Annotated in this window: 15 protein-coding genes; 14 read left to right on the top strand and 1 reads right to left on the bottom strand. The window is 61.5% G+C overall.

The genetic code is table 11. The annotated features are described in order from the left end of the window. Positions 1 to 2 precede the first annotated feature (2 nt). The 13 genes from ACJ8IN_RS03000 to lpxC all read left to right on the top strand — a co-directional run bounded on the left by ACJ8IN_RS03000 (position 3) and on the right by lpxC (position 16,092). Positions 3 to 1,766, top strand: coding sequence for a peptidoglycan glycosyltransferase FtsI (locus ACJ8IN_RS03000; RefSeq protein ID WP_004932790.1), 1,764 nt, complete (start codon positions 3 to 5; stop codon positions 1,764 to 1,766). Beyond that, positions 1,753 to 3,240, top strand: a complete 1,488-nt coding sequence (murE, locus tag ACJ8IN_RS02995; RefSeq protein ID WP_033652911.1) for a UDP-N-acetylmuramoyl-L-alanyl-D-glutamate--2,6-diaminopimelate ligase — start codon at positions 1,753 to 1,755, stop codon at positions 3,238 to 3,240. Before ACJ8IN_RS03000 ends, murE begins: the two co-directional genes overlap by 14 nt. Next, a complete protein-coding gene (murF, locus tag ACJ8IN_RS02990) occupies positions 3,237 to 4,598 on the top strand; it encodes a UDP-N-acetylmuramoyl-tripeptide--D-alanyl-D-alanine ligase (protein ID WP_049213087.1) in 1,362 nt (453 codons plus the stop codon). The genes murE and murF overlap by 4 nt, the downstream gene beginning before the upstream one ends. Beyond that, a complete protein-coding gene (gene mraY, locus ACJ8IN_RS02985) occupies positions 4,592 to 5,674 on the top strand; it encodes a phospho-N-acetylmuramoyl-pentapeptide-transferase (RefSeq protein ID WP_004932782.1) in 1,083 nt (360 codons plus the stop codon). The genes murF and mraY overlap by 7 nt, the downstream gene beginning before the upstream one ends. Before the next feature lie 2 nt (positions 5,675 to 5,676). Continuing rightward, positions 5,677 to 6,996 carry a UDP-N-acetylmuramoyl-L-alanine--D-glutamate ligase gene (gene murD / locus ACJ8IN_RS02980; protein ID WP_308325425.1) on the top strand — a complete coding sequence of 440 codons (1,320 nt, stop codon included), beginning with the start codon at positions 5,677 to 5,679 and terminating at the stop codon, positions 6,994 to 6,996. Further along, positions 6,993 to 8,195, top strand: coding sequence for a cell division protein FtsW (gene ftsW, locus ACJ8IN_RS02975; protein WP_004932776.1), 1,203 nt, complete (start codon positions 6,993 to 6,995; stop codon positions 8,193 to 8,195). The genes murD and ftsW overlap by 4 nt, the downstream gene beginning before the upstream one ends. A gap of 3 nt (positions 8,196 to 8,198) precedes the next feature. After that, positions 8,199 to 9,263, top strand: a complete 1,065-nt coding sequence (gene murG, locus ACJ8IN_RS02970) for an undecaprenyldiphospho-muramoylpentapeptide beta-N-acetylglucosaminyltransferase (protein WP_004932773.1) — start codon at positions 8,199 to 8,201, stop codon at positions 9,261 to 9,263. Between the two features lie 84 nt (positions 9,264 to 9,347). Further along, positions 9,348 to 10,823: a UDP-N-acetylmuramate--L-alanine ligase gene (gene murC / locus ACJ8IN_RS02965; protein ID WP_025301571.1), complete on the top strand. Its 1,476-nt coding sequence runs from the start codon at positions 9,348 to 9,350 to the stop codon at positions 10,821 to 10,823. After that, positions 10,816 to 11,736, top strand: coding sequence for a D-alanine--D-alanine ligase (locus ACJ8IN_RS02960; protein WP_308325426.1), 921 nt, complete (start codon positions 10,816 to 10,818; stop codon positions 11,734 to 11,736). Before murC ends, ACJ8IN_RS02960 begins: the two co-directional genes overlap by 8 nt. A gap of 1 nt (position 11,737) precedes the next feature. Further along, entirely contained in the window at positions 11,738 to 12,589 is an 852-nt protein-coding gene (ftsQ, locus tag ACJ8IN_RS02955; RefSeq protein ID WP_033637108.1) for a cell division protein FtsQ, read from the top strand. Continuing rightward, a complete protein-coding gene (gene ftsA, locus ACJ8IN_RS02950; RefSeq protein WP_004932758.1) occupies positions 12,586 to 13,842 on the top strand; it encodes a cell division protein FtsA in 1,257 nt (418 codons plus the stop codon). Before ftsQ ends, ftsA begins: the two co-directional genes overlap by 4 nt. Before the next feature lie 74 nt (positions 13,843 to 13,916). Further along, positions 13,917 to 15,071 (top strand): cell division protein FtsZ, encoded by a 1,155-nt coding sequence (ftsZ, locus tag ACJ8IN_RS02945; protein WP_004932757.1) that lies wholly within the window; start codon positions 13,917 to 13,919, stop codon positions 15,069 to 15,071. A 103-nt stretch (positions 15,072 to 15,174) separates the two neighbouring features. Next, positions 15,175 to 16,092 (top strand): UDP-3-O-acyl-N-acetylglucosamine deacetylase, encoded by a 918-nt coding sequence (gene lpxC, locus ACJ8IN_RS02940; protein ID WP_025159644.1) that lies wholly within the window; start codon positions 15,175 to 15,177, stop codon positions 16,090 to 16,092. 104 nt (positions 16,093 to 16,196) lie between these two features. On the opposite strand, the gene ACJ8IN_RS02935 is transcribed toward lpxC, so the two are convergent. Beyond that, positions 16,197 to 16,712 (bottom strand): DUF721 domain-containing protein, encoded by a 516-nt coding sequence (locus ACJ8IN_RS02935; protein WP_033637110.1) that lies wholly within the window; start codon positions 16,710 to 16,712, stop codon positions 16,197 to 16,199. A 26-nt stretch (positions 16,713 to 16,738) separates the two neighbouring features. Here ACJ8IN_RS02935 and secM point away from each other — a divergent pair, with 26 nt between their 5' ends. Beyond that, positions 16,739 to 17,269: a secA translation cis-regulator SecM gene (gene secM / locus ACJ8IN_RS02930; protein ID WP_049234071.1), complete on the top strand. Its 531-nt coding sequence runs from the start codon at positions 16,739 to 16,741 to the stop codon at positions 17,267 to 17,269. The last annotated feature ends 60 nt before the right edge of the window (positions 17,270 to 17,329 follow it).

The raw sequence follows: 17,329 nt of genomic DNA, 5'->3' as shown, positions 1-17,329 counted from the left end.
GCATGAAAGCAGCGCGCCCCGGTAAGTTGAGACGCCAGGAAGATCAGGCCAGCTTTGTCAGCTGGCGTTTTGCGTTGCTGTGCGGCTGCATTTTGCTGGCGATGGTCGGCCTGATGTTGCGCGTCGCGTACCTGCAGGTCATCAACCCCGATCGTCTGGTGAAAGAAGGCGACATGCGTTCGCTGCGCGTGCAGGAAGTGCCGACCGCGCGCGGCATGATCAGCGATCGCGCCGGCCGGCCGTTGGCGGTCAGCGTGCCGGTCAATGCGGTGTGGGCGGATCCGAAAGAGCTGAACGAGCGCGGCGGCATCACGCTGGACAGCCGTTGGAAAGCGCTTTCCGATGCGCTGAACATCCCGCTGGATCAACTCTCAAACCGCATCAACGCTAACCCGAAAGGGCGCTTCGTTTATCTGGCGCGCCAGGTGAACCCGGCGATCGGCGACTACATCCACAAACTCAAGCTGCCGGGGATCTACCTGCGGCAGGAGTCGCGCCGTTACTATCCGGCGGGGCAGGTGACGTCGCATATCATCGGCGTGACCAATATCGACGGGCAAGGCATCGAAGGCGTCGAGAAGAGCTTCGACCGCTGGCTGACCGGGCAACCGGGCGAGAGAACGGTGCGTAAGGACCGCTTCGGCCGGGTGATCGAAGATATTTCCTCCGTCGACAGCCAGGCGGCGCACAACCTGGTGCTGAGCGTCGATGAACGCCTGCAGGCGCTGGTGTATCGCGAGCTGAACAACGCGGTGGCGTTCAACAAGGCCGAGTCGGGCACCGCGGTGCTGATCGACGTGAACACCGGCGAAGTGCTGGCGATGGCCAACAGCCCGTCTTACAACCCGAACAACATGGCCGGTACGCCGAAAGAGACCATGCGTAACCGCGCTATCACCGATATTTTTGAACCCGGTTCAACCGTGAAGCCGATGGTGGTGATGACCGCGCTGCAAAACGGCGTGGTGAGAGAAAACAGCGTGCTGAACACCATCCCGTACCGCATTCAGGGCCACGAGATCAAAGACGTGGCGCGGTACTCGGAGCTGTCATTGACCGGGATCTTGCAGAAGTCGAGTAACGTCGGTGTTTCAAAGCTGGCGTTAGCGATGCCGTCCTCAGCGTTAGTAGATACTTACTCTCGTTTTGGGCTGGGAAAAGCGACCAATTTGGGGCTGGTCGGAGAAAGCAGTGGCATATACCCAAAAAAACAACGGTGGTCTGACATAGAGAGGGCCACCTTCTCTTTCGGCTACGGGCTGATGGTAACTCCGTTACAGTTGGCGCGAGTCTATGCAACGATCGGCAGCCTGGGCGTATATCGCCCATTGTCGATCACCAAGGTTGACCCTCCGGTCGCCGGCGAGCGCGTTTTCCCTGAACCTCTGGTGCGCACCGTGGTGCACATGATGGAAAGCGTGGCCTTGCCGGGTGGTGGCGGCGTGAAAGCCGCCATCAAGGGATACCGTATCGCCATCAAAACCGGTACCGCGAAAAAAGTGGGCCCGGACGGCAAGTACGTCAACCGATACATCGCTTATACCGCCGGCGTCGCGCCGGCAAGTAATCCCCGTTTTGCCCTGGTGGTCGTCATCAACGACCCGCAGGGCGGGAAATACTATGGTGGCGCAATCTCCGCGCCGGTGTTCGGCGCCATCATGGGCGGCGTATTGCGCACCATGAACGTCGAGCCTGACGCGTTGCCTACCGGTGACAAAAGCGAATTAGTGATTAACAAGAAAGAGGGTTCAGGTGGCAGATCGTAATTTGCGCGACTTACTCGCTCCGTGGGTGCCGACGGCACCCGGGCGCGCGCTGCGGGAAATGACATTAGACAGCCGTGTGGCGGCTGCCGGGGATCTGTTTGTCGCCGTTGTCGGCCATCAAACGGATGGACGCCGCTATATTCCGCAGGCCATCGCGCAGGGCGTCGCCGCCGTGATCGCCGAAGCTGACGGTCAGGCCGAAGACGGCGCCATCGTTGAAATGCACGGCGTGCCGGTGATCTACCTGAGCCAACTGAACCAGCGCCTTTCCGCGCTGGCCGGGCGTTTTTACCACCAGCCGGGCGAGCGTTTGCGTCTGGTCGGCGTGACCGGCACCAACGGCAAAACCACCACTACGCAGCTGCTGGCGCAATGGAGCCAACTGCTGGGCGAAACCAGCGCGGTGATGGGCACCGTCGGCAACGGCCTGCTGGGCCAGGTGTGCCCGACCGAGAATACCACCGGTTCTGCGGTGGATGTTCAACACGTATTAAACGAGCTGGCGGAACAGGGCGCGACCTTCGCCGCCATGGAAGTTTCTTCGCACGGTCTGGTGCAACACCGGGTGGCGGCGCTGCCGTTCGCCGCGGCGGTCTTCACCAACCTGAGCCGCGATCACCTGGATTACCACGGTGATATGGCCAATTACGAGGCGGCCAAATGGTCGCTGTTCGCCGCCCACAGCGTGGGGCAGGCGATCATCAACGCCGACGATGAAGTCGGTCAGCGCTGGCTGAGCAAGCTGCCGGATGCGGTGGCGGTGACGATGCAGGGCAACCTGCAGCCGGGCGGCCACGGCCGCTGGCTGAAAACCACGGCGGTCGACTATCACGACAACGGCGCCACTGTTCGCTTCAGCTCCAGCTGGGGCGACGGCGAGATCGAAAGCCGCCTGATGGGCGCGTTCAACGTCAGCAACTTGCTGTTGGCCTTGGCGACGTTGCTGTCGCTGGGCTATCCGCTGGAGGCGCTGGTGGAAACCGGCAGCCGTCTGCAGCCGGTCTGCGGCCGCATGGAAGTGTTTAACGCGCCGGGCAAACCGACGGTAGTGGTGGATTACGCCCACACGCCGGATGCGCTGGAAAAAGCGCTGGAAGCCGCGCGCCTGCATTGCCAGGGGCAACTGTGGTGCGTCTTCGGCTGCGGCGGCGATCGCGACAAGGGCAAGCGCCCGCTGATGGGCGGCATCGCCGAACAGTTCGCCGATCGCGTGGTGATCACCGATGACAACCCGCGTACCGAAGAGCCGCGCGCGATTATCAACGATATCCTGACCGGATTGCTGGACGCCGGGCAGGCGCTGGTGATCCACGGCCGCGCCGAAGCGGTAACCAGCGCCATCATGCAGGCGCAGGAACAGGACGTGGTGTTGGTGGCGGGCAAAGGCCACGAAGATTATCAGCTGGTGGGCAACCGCCGCCTGGATTACTCCGACCGCACGACGGTCGCCCGACTGCTGGGGGTGCTGGCATGATCCCTGTCTCTCTTCAGACACTGGCTGAGGTATTGAGCGCTGAACCGATCGGCGCCGATTGCCAAATTGTCGAGGTGACGACAGACACCCGCAAGGTGACCGCCGGTTGCCTGTTTGTGGCGCTGAAAGGCGAGCGTTTCGACGCTCACGACTTCGCGGCGGATGCCGTAGCCGCAGGCGCCGGGGCGCTGCTGGTCAGTAAGCGCTTATTGGTGGACGTGCCGCAGCTGGTGGTGCAAGACACCCGTCTGGCGCTGGGGCAGCTTGGCGCCTGGGTGCGTCAGCAGGTGCCGGCGCGCGTGGTGGCGCTGACCGGCTCCTCGGGCAAGACATCGGTGAAAGAAATGACCGCCGCCATTCTGCGCGAATGCGGCGAAGTGCTGTATACCGCCGGCAACTTCAATAACGACATCGGCGTGCCGCTGACGTTGCTGCGTCTGGAACCGCAGCATGATTTTGCCGTGATAGAGCTGGGCGCTAACCACATTGGCGAAATTGCTTACACCACCGCATTGACGCGACCGCAGACCGCTTTGGTGAACAACCTGGCGGCGGCTCACCTGGAAGGCTTTGGCTCGCTGGCCGGCGTCGCCCAGGCGAAAGGTGAAATCTTTACCGGCCTGCCGGCCGACGGCGTGGCGATCATCAACGCCGATAACAACGACTGGCCGCACTGGCAGAGCATGCTGGGCGGCAAAACCGTCTGGCGCTTCTCGCCGCAGGCCGCCGCAGGCGTGGACTTCTTCGCGGACGACGTGCGGGTAAACGGCGCGGGCACGCAGTTCACGCTGCACAGCCCGTTCGGCACCGCCGAGATCGCGCTGCCGCTGCCGGGGCGCCACAACGTGGCCAATGCGCTGGCGGCGACGGCGCTGGCGATGTCGGTGGGCGCCACCCTCGAAGCGGTGCGTCAGGGGCTGAAACAGCTGCAGGCGGTGCCGGGGCGCCTGTTCCCGGTGGCGCTGGCCGAAGGCAAGCTGCTGCTGGACGACAGCTATAACGCCAACGTCGGGTCGATGACCGCGGCGGCGCAGGTGCTGGCAGAGATGCCGGGCTACCGCGTGATGGTGGTCGGCGATATGGCCGAGCTGGGTGCGGAAGCGGAAGAGTGTCACCGTCAGGTGGGCGAAGCCGCCCGTCTGGCCGGGGTCGACAAAGTGATCAGCGTCGGCGGTTTGAGCCGCGTGCTGAGCGAAGCCTCCGGCAACGGCGAACATTATCAGGACAAGACTGCAGTGATCGCGCGCGTGGCGGAATTACTGTCGGAACATGCGGTCATTACCGTGTTAATCAAAGGTTCACGTAGTGCCGCAATGGAGCAGGTAGTACGCGCGTTACAGGAGAAAGCACCATGTTAGTTTGGCTGGCCGAGCATTTGGTCAAGTATTACTCAGGCTTCAACGTCTTTTCTTATCTGACGTTCCGAGCCATTGTCAGCCTGCTGACCGCGCTGTTCCTGTCGCTGTGGATGGGCCCGCGGGTGATCAAGCGCCTGCAAGAAATGTCCTTCGGCCAGGTGGTGCGTAACGACGGCCCCGAGTCGCACTTCAGCAAGCGCGGCACGCCGACCATGGGCGGCATCATGATCCTGACCTCCATCACCATTTCGGTGCTGATGTGGGCTTACCCGTCCAACCCGTATGTCTGGTGCGTGCTGTTCGTGCTGGTGGGGTACGGCATCGTCGGTTTCGTCGACGACTACCGCAAGGTGGTGCGTAAGGACACCAAAGGGCTGATCGCCCGCTGGAAGTATTTCTGGCAGTCGGTGATTGCGCTGATTGTCGCATTCGCCATGTACGCCGTAGGAAAAGACACGCCAGCCACCGAGCTGGTTGTGCCGTTCTTTAAGGACGTGATGCCGCAGCTGGGCCTGCTGTATATCCTGCTGGCCTATTTCGTCATCGTCGGCACCAGCAACGCGGTCAACCTGACCGATGGCCTGGACGGCCTGGCGATCATGCCGACGGTATTCGTGGCGGCCGGCTTCGCGCTGGTGGCCTGGGCGACCGGTAACATGAACTTCGCCAACTACCTGCATATTCCGTATCTGCGTCATGCCGGTGAGCTGGTGATCGTTTGTACCGCCATCGTCGGCGCCGGCCTCGGGTTCCTGTGGTTCAACACTTACCCGGCCCAGGTGTTTATGGGCGACGTCGGTTCGTTGGCGCTGGGCGGCGCGCTGGGCACCATCGCGGTGCTGCTGCGTCAGGAGTTCTTGTTGGTGATCATGGGCGGCGTATTCGTGGTAGAGACGCTGTCGGTGATCCTGCAGGTGGGATCGTTCAAGCTGCGCGGGCAACGCATTTTCCGCATGGCGCCGATTCACCACCACTATGAATTGAAAGGCTGGCCGGAGCCGCGCGTTATCGTGCGCTTCTGGATCATTTCGCTGATGCTGGTGCTGATTGGCCTGGCAACGCTGAAGGTGCGTTAATCATGGCAGACTATCAGGGTAGAAAAGTCGTCATCATCGGGTTGGGCCTCACCGGCCTGTCCTGTGTCGATTTCTTCATGGCGCGCGGCGTAACGCCGCGCGTGATGGATACCCGTATCGCGCCGCCAGGGTTGGACAAACTGCCTGAAAGCGTGGAGCGCCATCTGGGCGATCTGAATCAGGACTGGCTGCTGGCGGCGGATCTGATCGTCGCCAGTCCGGGCGTCGCGTTGGCGACCCCGGCATTGAGCGCCGCAGTGGACGCCGGCGTGGAAATCGTCGGCGACGTCGAACTGTTCTGCCGTGAAGCGCAGGCGCCGATCGTGGCGATCACCGGCTCCAACGGTAAAAGCACCGTCACCACCCTGGTGGGCGAGATGGCGAAAGCCGCCGGTTGGGCGGTGGGCGTGGGCGGCAATATCGGCCTGCCGGCGCTGAGCCTGCTGCGTCAGGAATGCCAGCTTTACGTGCTGGAGTTGTCCAGCTTCCAGCTGGAAACGACGTATAGCCTGCGAGCGGCGGCGGCGACCATCCTGAACGTGACCGAAGATCATATGGATCGCTATCCGTTCGGCCTGCAGCAGTATCGCGGCGCCAAGCTGCGCGTGTATGAAAACGCCGCGGTGTGCGTGGTGAACGCCGACGATGCGCTGACCATGCCGGTGCGCGGCGCCGACGCGCGCTGCGTCAGCTTCGGCGCCGACGTGGGCGACTATCACCTGAACCGTCAGCAGGGGGAAACCTGGCTGCGGGTGCGCGGTGAGAAGGTGCTGAATACGCGCGAGATGAAGCTGACCGGCCGCCACAATTACACCAACGCCTTGGCGGCGCTGGCGTTGGCGGATGCGGTCAATATTCCGCGCGCGTCCAGCCTGAAGGCGCTGACCACCTTCACCGGCCTGGCGCACCGCTTCCAGCTGGCCTGGGAGAACAACGGCGTGCGTTGGATCAACGATTCCAAAGCCACCAACGTCGGCAGCACCGAAGCGGCGCTGAACGGCCTGCAGGTAGACGGCACGCTGCATCTGCTGCTGGGCGGCGACGGCAAGTCCGCCGATTTCTCGCCGCTGGCGCGCTATCTGCAGGGCGACAACGTGCGTCTGTACTGCTTTGGCCGCGACGGCGCCCAGCTGGCACAGCTGCGGCCGGACGTGGCGACGTTGACCGAGACCATGGAGCAGGCGATGCGCACCCTCGCCGGCCGCGTACAGCCCGGCGACATGGTATTGCTGTCGCCGGCCTGCGCCAGTCTCGATCAGTTCCGTAATTTTGAAGTGCGCGGCGACGAGTTCGCCCGCCTGGCGCAGGAGCTTGGCGGATGAAACTACGCTTGCCGAACTTCGGGCTGACAGAACGGATGAAAGACTGGGTGACCGGCGCGCGCGACAACGATGCGGTCAACATGGTGCTGTACGATCGCACCCTGCTGTGGCTGACCTTCGGGTTGGCGATCATCGGCTTCGTGATGGTGACCTCGGCGTCGATGCCGATCGGCCAACGCCTGGCGGACGATCCGTTCCTGTTCGCCAAACGTGACGCGCTGTACCTCGGCCTGGCGTTCGGCCTGTCGCTGGTGACGCTGCGTATCCCGATGGAAGTTTGGCAGCGTTACAGCAACGTGATGCTGCTGATGTCGATCGTGATGCTGCTGATCGTGCTGGTGGTGGGGAGCTCGGTAAACGGGGCCTCGCGCTGGATCGCGCTCGGCCCGCTGCGTATTCAGCCGGCGGAGCTGTCCAAGCTGTCGCTGTTCTGCTACCTGGCGAGCTATCTGGTGCGCAAGGTGGAAGAGGTGCGCAGCAACTTCTGGGGCTTCTGCAAGCCGATGGGCGTGATGGTGGTGCTGGCGGTGCTGCTGCTGGCGCAGCCGGACCTCGGTACCGTGGTGGTGCTGTTCATCACCACGCTGGCGATGCTGTTCCTGGCCGGCGCGAAAATGTGGCAATTCCTGGCGATCATCGGCTCCGGCGTGTTCGCCGTGGTGCTGCTGATCATCGCGGAACCGTACCGTATGCGCCGCGTGACCTCGTTCTGGAACCCGTGGGCCGATCCGTTCGGCAGCGGCTACCAGCTGACCCAGTCGCTGATGGCGTTTGGCCGCGGCGAGTTCTGGGGGCAGGGGCTCGGCAACTCGGTGCAGAAACTCGAGTATTTGCCGGAAGCGCACACCGACTTCATCTTCTCCATTTTGGGTGAAGAACTGGGCTATATCGGTGTGGTTTTAGCCCTGTTAATGGTATTCTTCGTCGCTTTTCGCGCGATGTCCATCGGGCGCCGCGCGCTGGAGATCGACCAACGCTTCTCCGGCTTCCTGGCCTGCGCGATCGGCGTATGGTTCAGCTTCCAGGCGCTGGTTAACGTCGGCGCCGCGGCGGGCATGCTGCCGACCAAAGGTCTGACGCTGCCGCTGATCAGTTACGGCGGTTCAAGCTTGCTGATTATGTCGACGGCCATCGTGCTGTTGCTGCGAATTGATTATGAAACGCGCCTGACCAAGGCTCAGGCGTTTGTGAAGAGGTAAGGGATGAGCGGGAAACCTAAGCGTTTAATGGTGATGGCAGGCGGTACCGGCGGGCACGTGTTCCCGGGGCTGGCGGTCGCGCATCATCTGATGGCGCAGGGCTGGCAGGTGCGCTGGCTCGGAACCGCAGACCGAATGGAAGCCGATCTGGTGCCGAAGCACGGGATCGAGATTGATTTTATCCGCATCTCCGGCCTGCGCGGCAAAGGCCTGAAGGCCCAGCTGACTGCGCCGCTGCGGATCTGGCAGGCGGTGCGCCAGGCGAAAGCCATCATGCGCAGCTATCAGCCGGATGTGGTGCTGGGGATGGGCGGTTACGTTTCCGGCCCCGGCGGCCTGGCGGCCTGGCAGTGCGGCATCCCGGTGGTGCTGCACGAGCAGAACGGCATCGCCGGCTTGACCAACCGCTGGCTGGCGCGCATCGCCGCCAAAGTGATGCAGGCCTTCCCAGGCGCGTTCCCGAACGCCGAGGTGGTGGGCAACCCGGTACGTACCGACGTGTTGGCGCTGCCGTTGCCGGCGGAGCGGTTGCAAGGACGCGAAGGCCCGATCCGCGTGCTGGTGATTGGCGGAAGTCAGGGCGCGCGCGTGCTGAATCAGACAGTTCCTGAAGTCGCGGCGCGTTTGGGCGATAGAATTACGCTCTGGCATCAGGTTGGCAAGGGCGCGCTGGAAACGGTGCTGCGCGACTACGAAAGGGTAGGGCAGACGCAGCACAAGGTGACCGAGTTCATCGACGACATGGCCGCCGCCTACGCCTGGGCCGACGTGGTGGTCTGCCGCTCCGGCGCGTTGACCGTCAGCGAAATCGCGGCGGCGGGGCTGCCGGCGATCTTCGTGCCGTTCATGCATAAGGATCGTCAGCAGTACTGGAACGCGCGCCCGCTGGAAGAAGCCGGTGCGGCGAAGATTATCGAACAGCCGCAGTTCAACGCCGATGTGGTGGCCGAACTGCTGGCGAGCTGGGATCGCAAAACGCTGCTGGCCATGGCCGAGAAAGCGCGCGCGGTCGCCATTCCGGACGCCACCGAGCGCGTGGCGGCGGAGCTGGTGCGGCTCGCCAAGTAACGAGTGCAGGGGTTCGGTGCGCCGAACCTGAATAAAAGCAATGTGATGTAGGGCCGGGGTACCGGATCCGGATTAGAGAGAGTGATGAATACACAACAACTGGCGAAACTACGTACTATCGTGCCCGAGATGCGTCGCGTCCGGCACATTCACTTTGTCGGCATCGGTGGTGCCGGCATGGGTGGTATCGCCGAAGTGTTGGCAAACGAAGGGTATCAGATCAGCGGCTCCGACCTGGCGCCGAATCCGGTCACCCAACAGTTGAGCGCGCTCGGGGCGACGATTTACTTCAATCACCGTCCGGAAAACGTGCTGGATGCGAGCGTGGTGGTGGTGTCTACCGCCATCTCCGCCGACAACCCGGAGATCGTCGCCGCCCGTGAAGCGCGCATCCCGGTGATCCGCCGCGCAGAGATGCTGGCGGAGCTGATGCGTTTTCGCCACGGCATCGCTATCGCCGGCACGCACGGCAAAACCACCACCACGGCGATGGTCTCGAGCATTTACGCCGAAGCCCGCCTGGACCCGACCTTTGTCAACGGCGGGCTGGTGAAGGCGGCGGGCACCCATGCGCGACTGGGGTCCAGCCGTTATCTGATCGCGGAAGCGGATGAGAGCGATGCGTCGTTCCTGCATCTGCAGCCGATGGTGGCCGTGGTCACCAATATCGAAGCCGACCACATGGACACCTACCAGGGCGACTTTGAGAACCTGAAGCAGACGTTTATCAATTTCTTGCACAACCTGCCGTTCTACGGCCGCGCGGTGATGTGCATCGACGATCCGGTAGTGCGCGAGCTGTTGCCGCGTGTGGGTCGCCATATCACCACCTATGGCTTCAGTGAAGATGCCGATGTGCGCATCGAAGACTACCGGCAGATTGGGCCGCAGGGGCACTTTACCCTGAGCCGTCAGGACAAGCCGTTGCTGACGGTGACGCTGAACGCGCCGGGCCGCCACAATGCGTTGAACGCCGCGGCGGCGGTAGCGGTAGCGACCGAAGAAGGCATCGACGACGAAGATATCCTGCGCGCGCTGGCGGGCTTCCAGGGCACCGGGCGCCGCTTCGATTTCCTCGGTGAGTTCCCGCTGGAGCCGGTCAACGGCAAAGCGGGCAGCGCGATGCTGGTGGACGACTACGGCCACCATCCGACCGAAGTGGACGCCACGCTGAAAGCGGCGCGCGCCGGCTGGCCGGACAAGCGTCTGGTGATGATCTTCCAGCCGCACCGTTATACGCGCACCCGCGATCTGTACGACGATTTCGCCAACGTGCTGTCGCAGGTGGATGTGCTGCTGATGCTCGACGTGTACGCCGCCGGCGAAGCGCCGATCCCGGGCGCGGACAGCCGTTCGCTGTGCCGCACCATCCGCAGCCGCGGCAAGCTGGATCCGATCCTGGTTTCCGATGCCGATACCGTGCCGGAAACCCTGGCGCAGCTGCTGCAGGATGAAGACCTGGTGCTGGTGCAAGGCGCCGGCAACGTGGGCAAAATCGCCCGTAAACTGGCCGAGCTGAAGCTGCAGCCGCCGAAGAAAGAGGAGGAGCACCATGGCTGATAAAGTTGCAGTTCTGCTGGGCGGCACCTCCGCTGAACGTGACGTTTCCCTGCAATCCGGCGCCGCGGTGCTGGCCGGGTTGCGCGAAGCCGGTATCGATGCGCACGGCGTCGATACCCGCGATTTCCCGGTGACCCAGCTGAAAGAGCAGGGGTTCACCAAGGTGTTTATCGCGTTGCATGGCCGCGGCGGCGAGGACGGCACCCTGCAGGGGCTGCTGGAGTTCCTCGAACTGCCTTATACCGGCAGCGGCGTGATGGCCTCGGCGCTGACCATGGACAAATGGCGCACCAAGATGGTGTGGCAGTCGATGGGCTTGCCGGTGGCGCCTTACGTGGCGCTGAATCGCCAGCTGTATCTCGGTGCTGAAAAAGCGGCGCTGCTGGCGCGCGTGGCGGATCTCGGCCTGCCGCTGATCGTCAAGCCGAGCCGAGAAGGCTCCAGCGTCGGCATGAGCAAGGTCACCGAGAGCGCCGCGTTGGAAGCCGCGCTGGAAGAGGCCTTCTGTCATGACGACGATGTGCTGGTGGAGAAGTGGCTGAGCGGCCCGGAATACACCGTAGCGATGCTGGGCGACCAGGTGCTGCCGTCGATCCGCATCCAGCCGGCCGGCGTGTTTTACGACTATCAGGCCAAGTACATTTCGGACGACACGCAGTACTTCTGCCCGAGCGGTTTGAGCGCCGAGCAGGAAGCCGAGATGGCGGCGTTGGCGCTGCGCGCCTACCGCGGCCTGGACTGCAGCGGCTGGGGCCGCGTCGACGTGATGCAAGACAACGATGGCAGCTTCTATCTGCTTGAGGTGAATACCTCTCCGGGCATGACCAGTCATAGCCTGGTGCCGATGGCGGCGCGCCAGTTTGGATTAAGCTTCTCGCAGTTGGTGGCGAGAATTTTGGAGTTGGCCGACTGATATGTCGCAAGCTGCCCTGAATGCGCGCGATCGCGAGGTGGATAACGGCCCGCGCCGCAGCAATGGAACCCAGTTGGCGGGAATGATTTTCCTGCTGATGGTGTTGGGAACGGTCGTGTGGAGCGGTTGGGCGGTGCTTGGCTGGATGAAAGACGCCAGTCGCCTGCCGCTCTCAAGGCTGGTGGTGACCGGCGAACGCCACTACACCACCAACGATGATATTCGTCAGGCGATCCTGGCGCTGGGCGCGCCCGGCACCTTTATGACGCAGGATGTGGACGTCATTCAGCAGCAGATCGAACGTCTGCCGTGGATCAAGCAGGCCAGCGTGCGCAAACAATGGCCGGATGAGCTGAAGATCCATCTGGTGGAGTACGTCCCGGTGGCGCGCTGGAACGATTTGCACATGGTGGACGCCGAAGGTAAAGCGTTCAGCGTGCCGGCGGAGCGGGCGGGCAAGCAGAAGCTGCCGCTGCTCTACGGGCCGGAAGGGAGCGAGCAGGATGTGCTGGAAGGCTATCGGGCGATGAGCGCTTCGTTGGCGGCCAGCAAATATACGCTGAAAATGGCGGCGATGACCGCGCGCCATTCCTGGCAGCTGGCGCTGGACAACGATGTCCGGCTTGAGCTGGGGCGCGATGACCGCAATGGGCGTTTGCAGCGGTTTATCGAGCTTTACCCGGTATTGCAGCAGCAGGGCCAGGCGGAGAGCAAGCGTGTCAGCTATGTCGATCTGCGCTACGAGTCCGGCGCTTCGGTAGGGTGGGCTCCGGTGTTGGTCGATCCGCAGGCGCTTGGCGGTCAGCAAAACAGTAATCAGCAACAGAATCAGGCACAGGCAAAACAACAATGATCAAGTCGACGGACAGAAAACTGGTAGTTGGACTGGAGATCGGTACTGCAAAAGTCTCCGCGTTGGTAGGGGAAGTTCTGCCCGATGGCATGGTCAACATTATCGGGGTGGGCAGCTGCCCGTCTCGCGGCATGGATAAGGGTGGCGTAAACGACCTGGAGTCGGTGGTGAAGTGCGTACAGCGCGCCATCGATCAGGCCGAGCTGATGGCGGACTGCCAGATTTCCTCGGTGTATCTGGCGCTGTCGGGCAAACACATCAGCTGCCAGAACGAAATCGGCATGGTGCCGATTTCGGAAGAGGAAGTGACGCAGGATGACGTGGAGAACGTGGTGCACACCGCCAAATCGGTGCGCGTGCGCGACGAACACCGCATTCTGCACGTGATTCCTCAGGAATACGCCATCGATTATCAGGAAGGCATCAAAAACCCGGTTGGGCTGTCCGGCGTGCGCATGCAGGCCAAGGTGCATCTGATTACCTGCCATAACGATATGGCGAAGAACATCGTCAAGGCCGTGGAACGTTGCGGCCTGAAAGTTGACCAACTTATTTTCGCCGGTCTGGCCGCGAGCTACGCGGTGCTGACCGAAGATGAACGCGAACTCGGCGTTTGCGTGGTGGATATCGGCGGCGGCACCATGGATATGGCGGTGTACACCGGCGGTGCGCTGCGCCACACCAAAGTGATCCCTTATGCCGGGAACGTGGTCACCAGCGATATCGCCTACGCCTTCGGCACGCCGCCGACCGACGCGGAAGCGATTAAAGTTCGACACGGCTGTGCGCTTGGGTCGATTGTTAGCAAGGATGAGAATGTAGAGGTGCCTAGCGTCGGGGGACGTCCTCCGCGCAGTCTGCAAAGACAGACGCTGGCTGAAGTCATTGAGCCACGCTACACCGAACTGTTGAATCTGGTTAACGATGAAATTTTACAATTGCAGGAGCAACTGCGTCAGCAAGGGGTGAAGCATCATCTGGCAGCCGGTATTGTGCTGACCGGTGGCGCCGCCCAGATTGATGGCCTGGCAGCCTGTGCGCAACGGGTGTTCCACACCCAGGTACGCATCGGCCAACCCTTGAACATCACGGGTCTGACGGATTATGCGCAGGAGCCTTACTACTCGACGGCGGTAGGTCTGCTGCACTATGGAAAAGAGTCTCACCTGAGCGGTGAGACGGAAGTAGAAAAACGCGCCTCGGTGGGCAATTGGTTTAAACGCATCAATAGCTGGCTGAGAAAAGAGTTTTAATGTTTCAACAAAGAGATCATGCTGAGTAATCTTTTTATGATCTCGCAGCGACAGGCACAAAACGGAGAGAAACTATGTTTGAACCAATGGAACTAACCAATGACGCGGTGATTAAAGTCATCGGCGTCGGCGGCGGCGGTGGCAACGCCGTTGAACACATGGTGCGCGAGCGCATCGAAGGTGTTGAATTCTTCGCTGTGAACACGGACGCCCAGGCGCTCCGCAAAACGGCGGTTGGCCAAACCATCCAGATCGGTAGCGGTATTACCAAAGGTCTGGGTGCGGGCGCGAACCCGGAAGTGGGTCGCAATTCAGCGGAAGAAGACCGCGAAGCCCTGCGCGCAGCGCTGGACGGCGCAGACATGGTCTTCATCGCGGCCGGCATGGGCGGCGGTACCGGTACCGGTGCGGCGCCAGTGGTGGCTGAAGTGGCTAAAGATTTGGGTATTCTGACCGTGGCCGTGGTGACCAAGCCTTTCAACTTCGAAGGCAAGAAGCGCATGGCATTCGCGGAGCAGGGTATCGCTGAGCTGTCCAAACACGTGGACTCGCTGATCACCATCCCGAACGACAAATTGCTGAAAGTTCTGGGGCGCGGCATCTCTCTGCTGGACGCGTTCGGCGCGGCCAACGACGTGCTGAAAGGCGCGGTGCAGGGTATCGCCGAGCTGATCACCCGTCCGGGCCTGATGAACGTCGACTTCGCCGACGTGCGCACCGTGATGTCCGAAATGGGCTACGCGATGATGGGTTCCGGCGTGGCTTGCGGTGAAGACCGCGCCGAAGAAGCGGCCGAAATGGCGATCTCCAGCCCACTGCTGGAAGACATCGACCTGTCCGGCGCGCGCGGCGTGCTGGTCAACATTACCGCCGGCTTCGACCTGCGTCTGGATGAGTTCGAAACCGTGGGTAACACCATCCGTGCGTTCGCTTCCGACAACGCGACCGTGGTTATCGGTACCTCGCTGGATCCGGAAATGAACGACGAACTGCGCGTTACCGTGGTTGCAACCGGTATCGGTATGGACAAACGTCCTGAAATCACCCTGGTGACCAATAAACAGGCCAGCCAGCCGGTGATGGATCACCGTTATCAGCAGCACGGCATGTCGCCTCTGCCGCAGGAAGTGAAACCTGCCGCCAAGGTGGTCAACGACCAAGCTGCGCAACCGAATAAAGAGCCCGACTATCTTGATATTCCAGCCTTCCTGCGTAAACAGGCAGACTAAGAATATCCTGAGAATTTGGAATCTCCGCTCTTTGTGCTAAACTGTCCCGCCAGCCATGCTGTATGCTTGGCTGGTAGGATGGATAACATTGCGAGATAAAACGATGATCAAACAAAGGACATTAAAACGTATTGTTCAGGCGACTGGCGTCGGTTTGCATACCGGCAAGAAAGTCACGCTGACAATGCGCCCAGCGCCGGCTAATACCGGGGTCATCTATCGTCGCACTGACTTGAATCCACCGGTTGATTTTCCGGCTGATGCAAAATCCGTGCGTGATACCATGCTCTGTACTTGCCTGGTGAATGAGCATGACGTGCGTATTTCGACCGTTGAGCACCTCAACGCCGCGCTGGCTGGGTTGGGCATCGACAACATCGTTATCGAAGTCGACGCCGCTGAAATCCCAATCATGGACGGCAGCGCCAGTCCGTTCGTGTTCTTGCTGCTGGATGCCGGCATCGAAGAACTGAACTCGGCGAAGAAATTCCTGCGTCTGAAAGAGACCGTGCGTGTTGAAGATGGCGACAAATGGGCCGAGCTGTCACCGCATAACGGGTTCCGCCTGGACTTCACCATCGACTTCAACCACCCGGCTATCGACGCCAGCTCTCAGCGCTATCGTCTTGATTTCTCGGCTGAGTCGTTCGTGCGTCAAATCAGCCGCGCGCGCACCTTCGGGTTCATGCGCGACATCGAATACCTGCAGTCCCGCGGCCTGGCCTTGGGCGGCAGCTTCGACTGCGCCATCGTGGTGGATGACTACCGCGTGCTGAACGAAGACGGCCTGCGTTTCGAAGACGAATTCGTACGTCACAAAATGCTGGACGCCATCGGCGACCTGTTCATGTGCGGCCACAACATCATTGGCGCGTTTACCGCGTACAAGTCTGGCCACGCGTTGAACAACAAACTGCTGCAGGCCGTGCTGGCCAAGCAGGAAGCGTGGGAATACGTGACCTTCCAGGACGAAGCCGAAATGCCGTTGGCATTCAAGGCACCGTCTACCGTATTGGCGTAAGGTCTGAATTCCTCGCCTGCTGCGAATAACGGCAGGCGCATCCTCTGAGAGCCTGAGCATTCAGGCTCGTGATGCGGTCTGATGTTTTGCAGTTATGTCGCTGATTACTTATCACGACTGGTTGTGTTGGTACCCTCTCCGGCCAATGCAGCCAGCCGTTCCAATATCTTGCGCAGTTTTTCCGGGCTACGGCTCGCCAATCCTCTCAGTTCTTCCGCACTTTCCAGACTCAAATGCCGCATCGGCACCGGTTTTTCCGGCGCTTTCTCTGCGTTTTGCACCTGGTGGCTGCCTTTCGCCATCAAGGCCGGATTAATCCTGATGTCGATCGACGACAATGATGGTAGAATTTGCGCTCGTAGTGCAGACAGCAAAGCGGGTTGTTCGTAGCGCAAGCGCATCATCCAACTGGCATTTGCCGTTTCGAGCACTAAAATACCCTGTCGGAAATTCGCGACGCGGCACCAGGGATGCAGGGGAGCGGGCAACAGGCCCTTCACTGCACGGTTAAGCTTGAGCAGCGCCACCGCGCGTTGCTGGACGTTATGCAGCGGCCCTTTGCTGCCGGCAGACGCGTCGTCGAACAGGACATCTAATAATTGTGGACGGCTATCGCGCATAATGGGCTCCGGCGGATTATAAACTCGTGATCGGTATTCTAAATCGTTGGCGACAATTTGGCAGACGTTATTTCTGGCCCCATCTCCTGTTAGGGATGGTTGCGGCCACGCTTGGCGCGTCTTCCAGTTTGTCCGGCGCCCCCGATCAGGCCGCACTGCCGAATACATCGTCCAGCCTTAACCGGCAAAATGCGGCCAATGGCACCTTCAACAGCCTGGCCCTGCTGCAGGACGCGCACCGCCGTCCTACCTTCAGCGTAGATTATTGGCAGCAACATGCGCTGCGCACCGTCATTCGTCACCTTTCTTTCGCGCTGGCACCGCAGACGGTTTATGCGCGGGTGCAGGAGAGCGAAGCCGAAGCGGAACCCCCTTTGCAGGTGGCGCAACTGGCGCTGCTGTCCACCCTCAACGCGCTGCTGACGCACGAGCCGAAGCCGCCGACCATCATTCGCCATACCCACCTTGAGGTGCTGCCAACGCTGGCACGGCACCAGACCGGCCTGTGGGTGGCGCAGGTACAGGGCATTCGCGCCGGGCCTGCCGCGCTCGTCTGACTCCGCCCTTCGGGCACAAAAACCATAAATAATAGCAAGTTGACTGCCGTATCAGGCCGT

Origin of the sequence: Serratia sp. CY31944 (genome assembly GCF_052169175.1) — a bacterium.
Taxonomy (GTDB): Bacteria; Pseudomonadota; Gammaproteobacteria; order Enterobacterales; family Enterobacteriaceae; genus Serratia; species Serratia sarumanii.
The sequence above is the reverse complement of the archived record's forward strand: the minus strand, read 5'-3'. Positions and strand labels throughout refer to the sequence as shown.

Excerpts from the sequence above, each read along its gene's own strand:
- ftsA (WP_004932758.1), top strand. The coding sequence starts at position 12,586 with ATGATCAAGTCGACGGACAGAAAACTGGTAGTTGGACTGGAGATCGGT.
- ftsW (WP_004932776.1), top strand. The coding sequence starts at position 6,993 with ATGAAACTACGCTTGCCGAACTTCGGGCTGACAGAACGGATGAAAGAC.
- ACJ8IN_RS02935 (WP_033637110.1), bottom strand. The coding sequence starts at position 16,712 with ATGCGCGATAGCCGTCCACAATTATTAGATGTCCTGTTCGACGACGCG.
- ftsZ (WP_004932757.1), top strand. The coding sequence starts at position 13,917 with ATGTTTGAACCAATGGAACTAACCAATGACGCGGTGATTAAAGTCATC.
- murG (WP_004932773.1), top strand. The coding sequence starts at position 8,199 with ATGAGCGGGAAACCTAAGCGTTTAATGGTGATGGCAGGCGGTACCGGC.
- ACJ8IN_RS02960 (WP_308325426.1), top strand. The coding sequence starts at position 10,816 with ATGGCTGATAAAGTTGCAGTTCTGCTGGGCGGCACCTCCGCTGAACGT.
- murC (WP_025301571.1), top strand. The coding sequence starts at position 9,348 with ATGAATACACAACAACTGGCGAAACTACGTACTATCGTGCCCGAGATG.
- ftsQ (WP_033637108.1), top strand. The coding sequence starts at position 11,738 with ATGTCGCAAGCTGCCCTGAATGCGCGCGATCGCGAGGTGGATAACGGC.
- murF (WP_049213087.1), top strand. The coding sequence starts at position 3,237 with ATGATCCCTGTCTCTCTTCAGACACTGGCTGAGGTATTGAGCGCTGAA.
- lpxC (WP_025159644.1), top strand. The coding sequence starts at position 15,175 with ATGATCAAACAAAGGACATTAAAACGTATTGTTCAGGCGACTGGCGTC.
- mraY (WP_004932782.1), top strand. The coding sequence starts at position 4,592 with ATGTTAGTTTGGCTGGCCGAGCATTTGGTCAAGTATTACTCAGGCTTC.
- murD (WP_308325425.1), top strand. The coding sequence starts at position 5,677 with ATGGCAGACTATCAGGGTAGAAAAGTCGTCATCATCGGGTTGGGCCTC.
- ACJ8IN_RS03000 (WP_004932790.1), top strand. The coding sequence starts at position 3 with ATGAAAGCAGCGCGCCCCGGTAAGTTGAGACGCCAGGAAGATCAGGCC.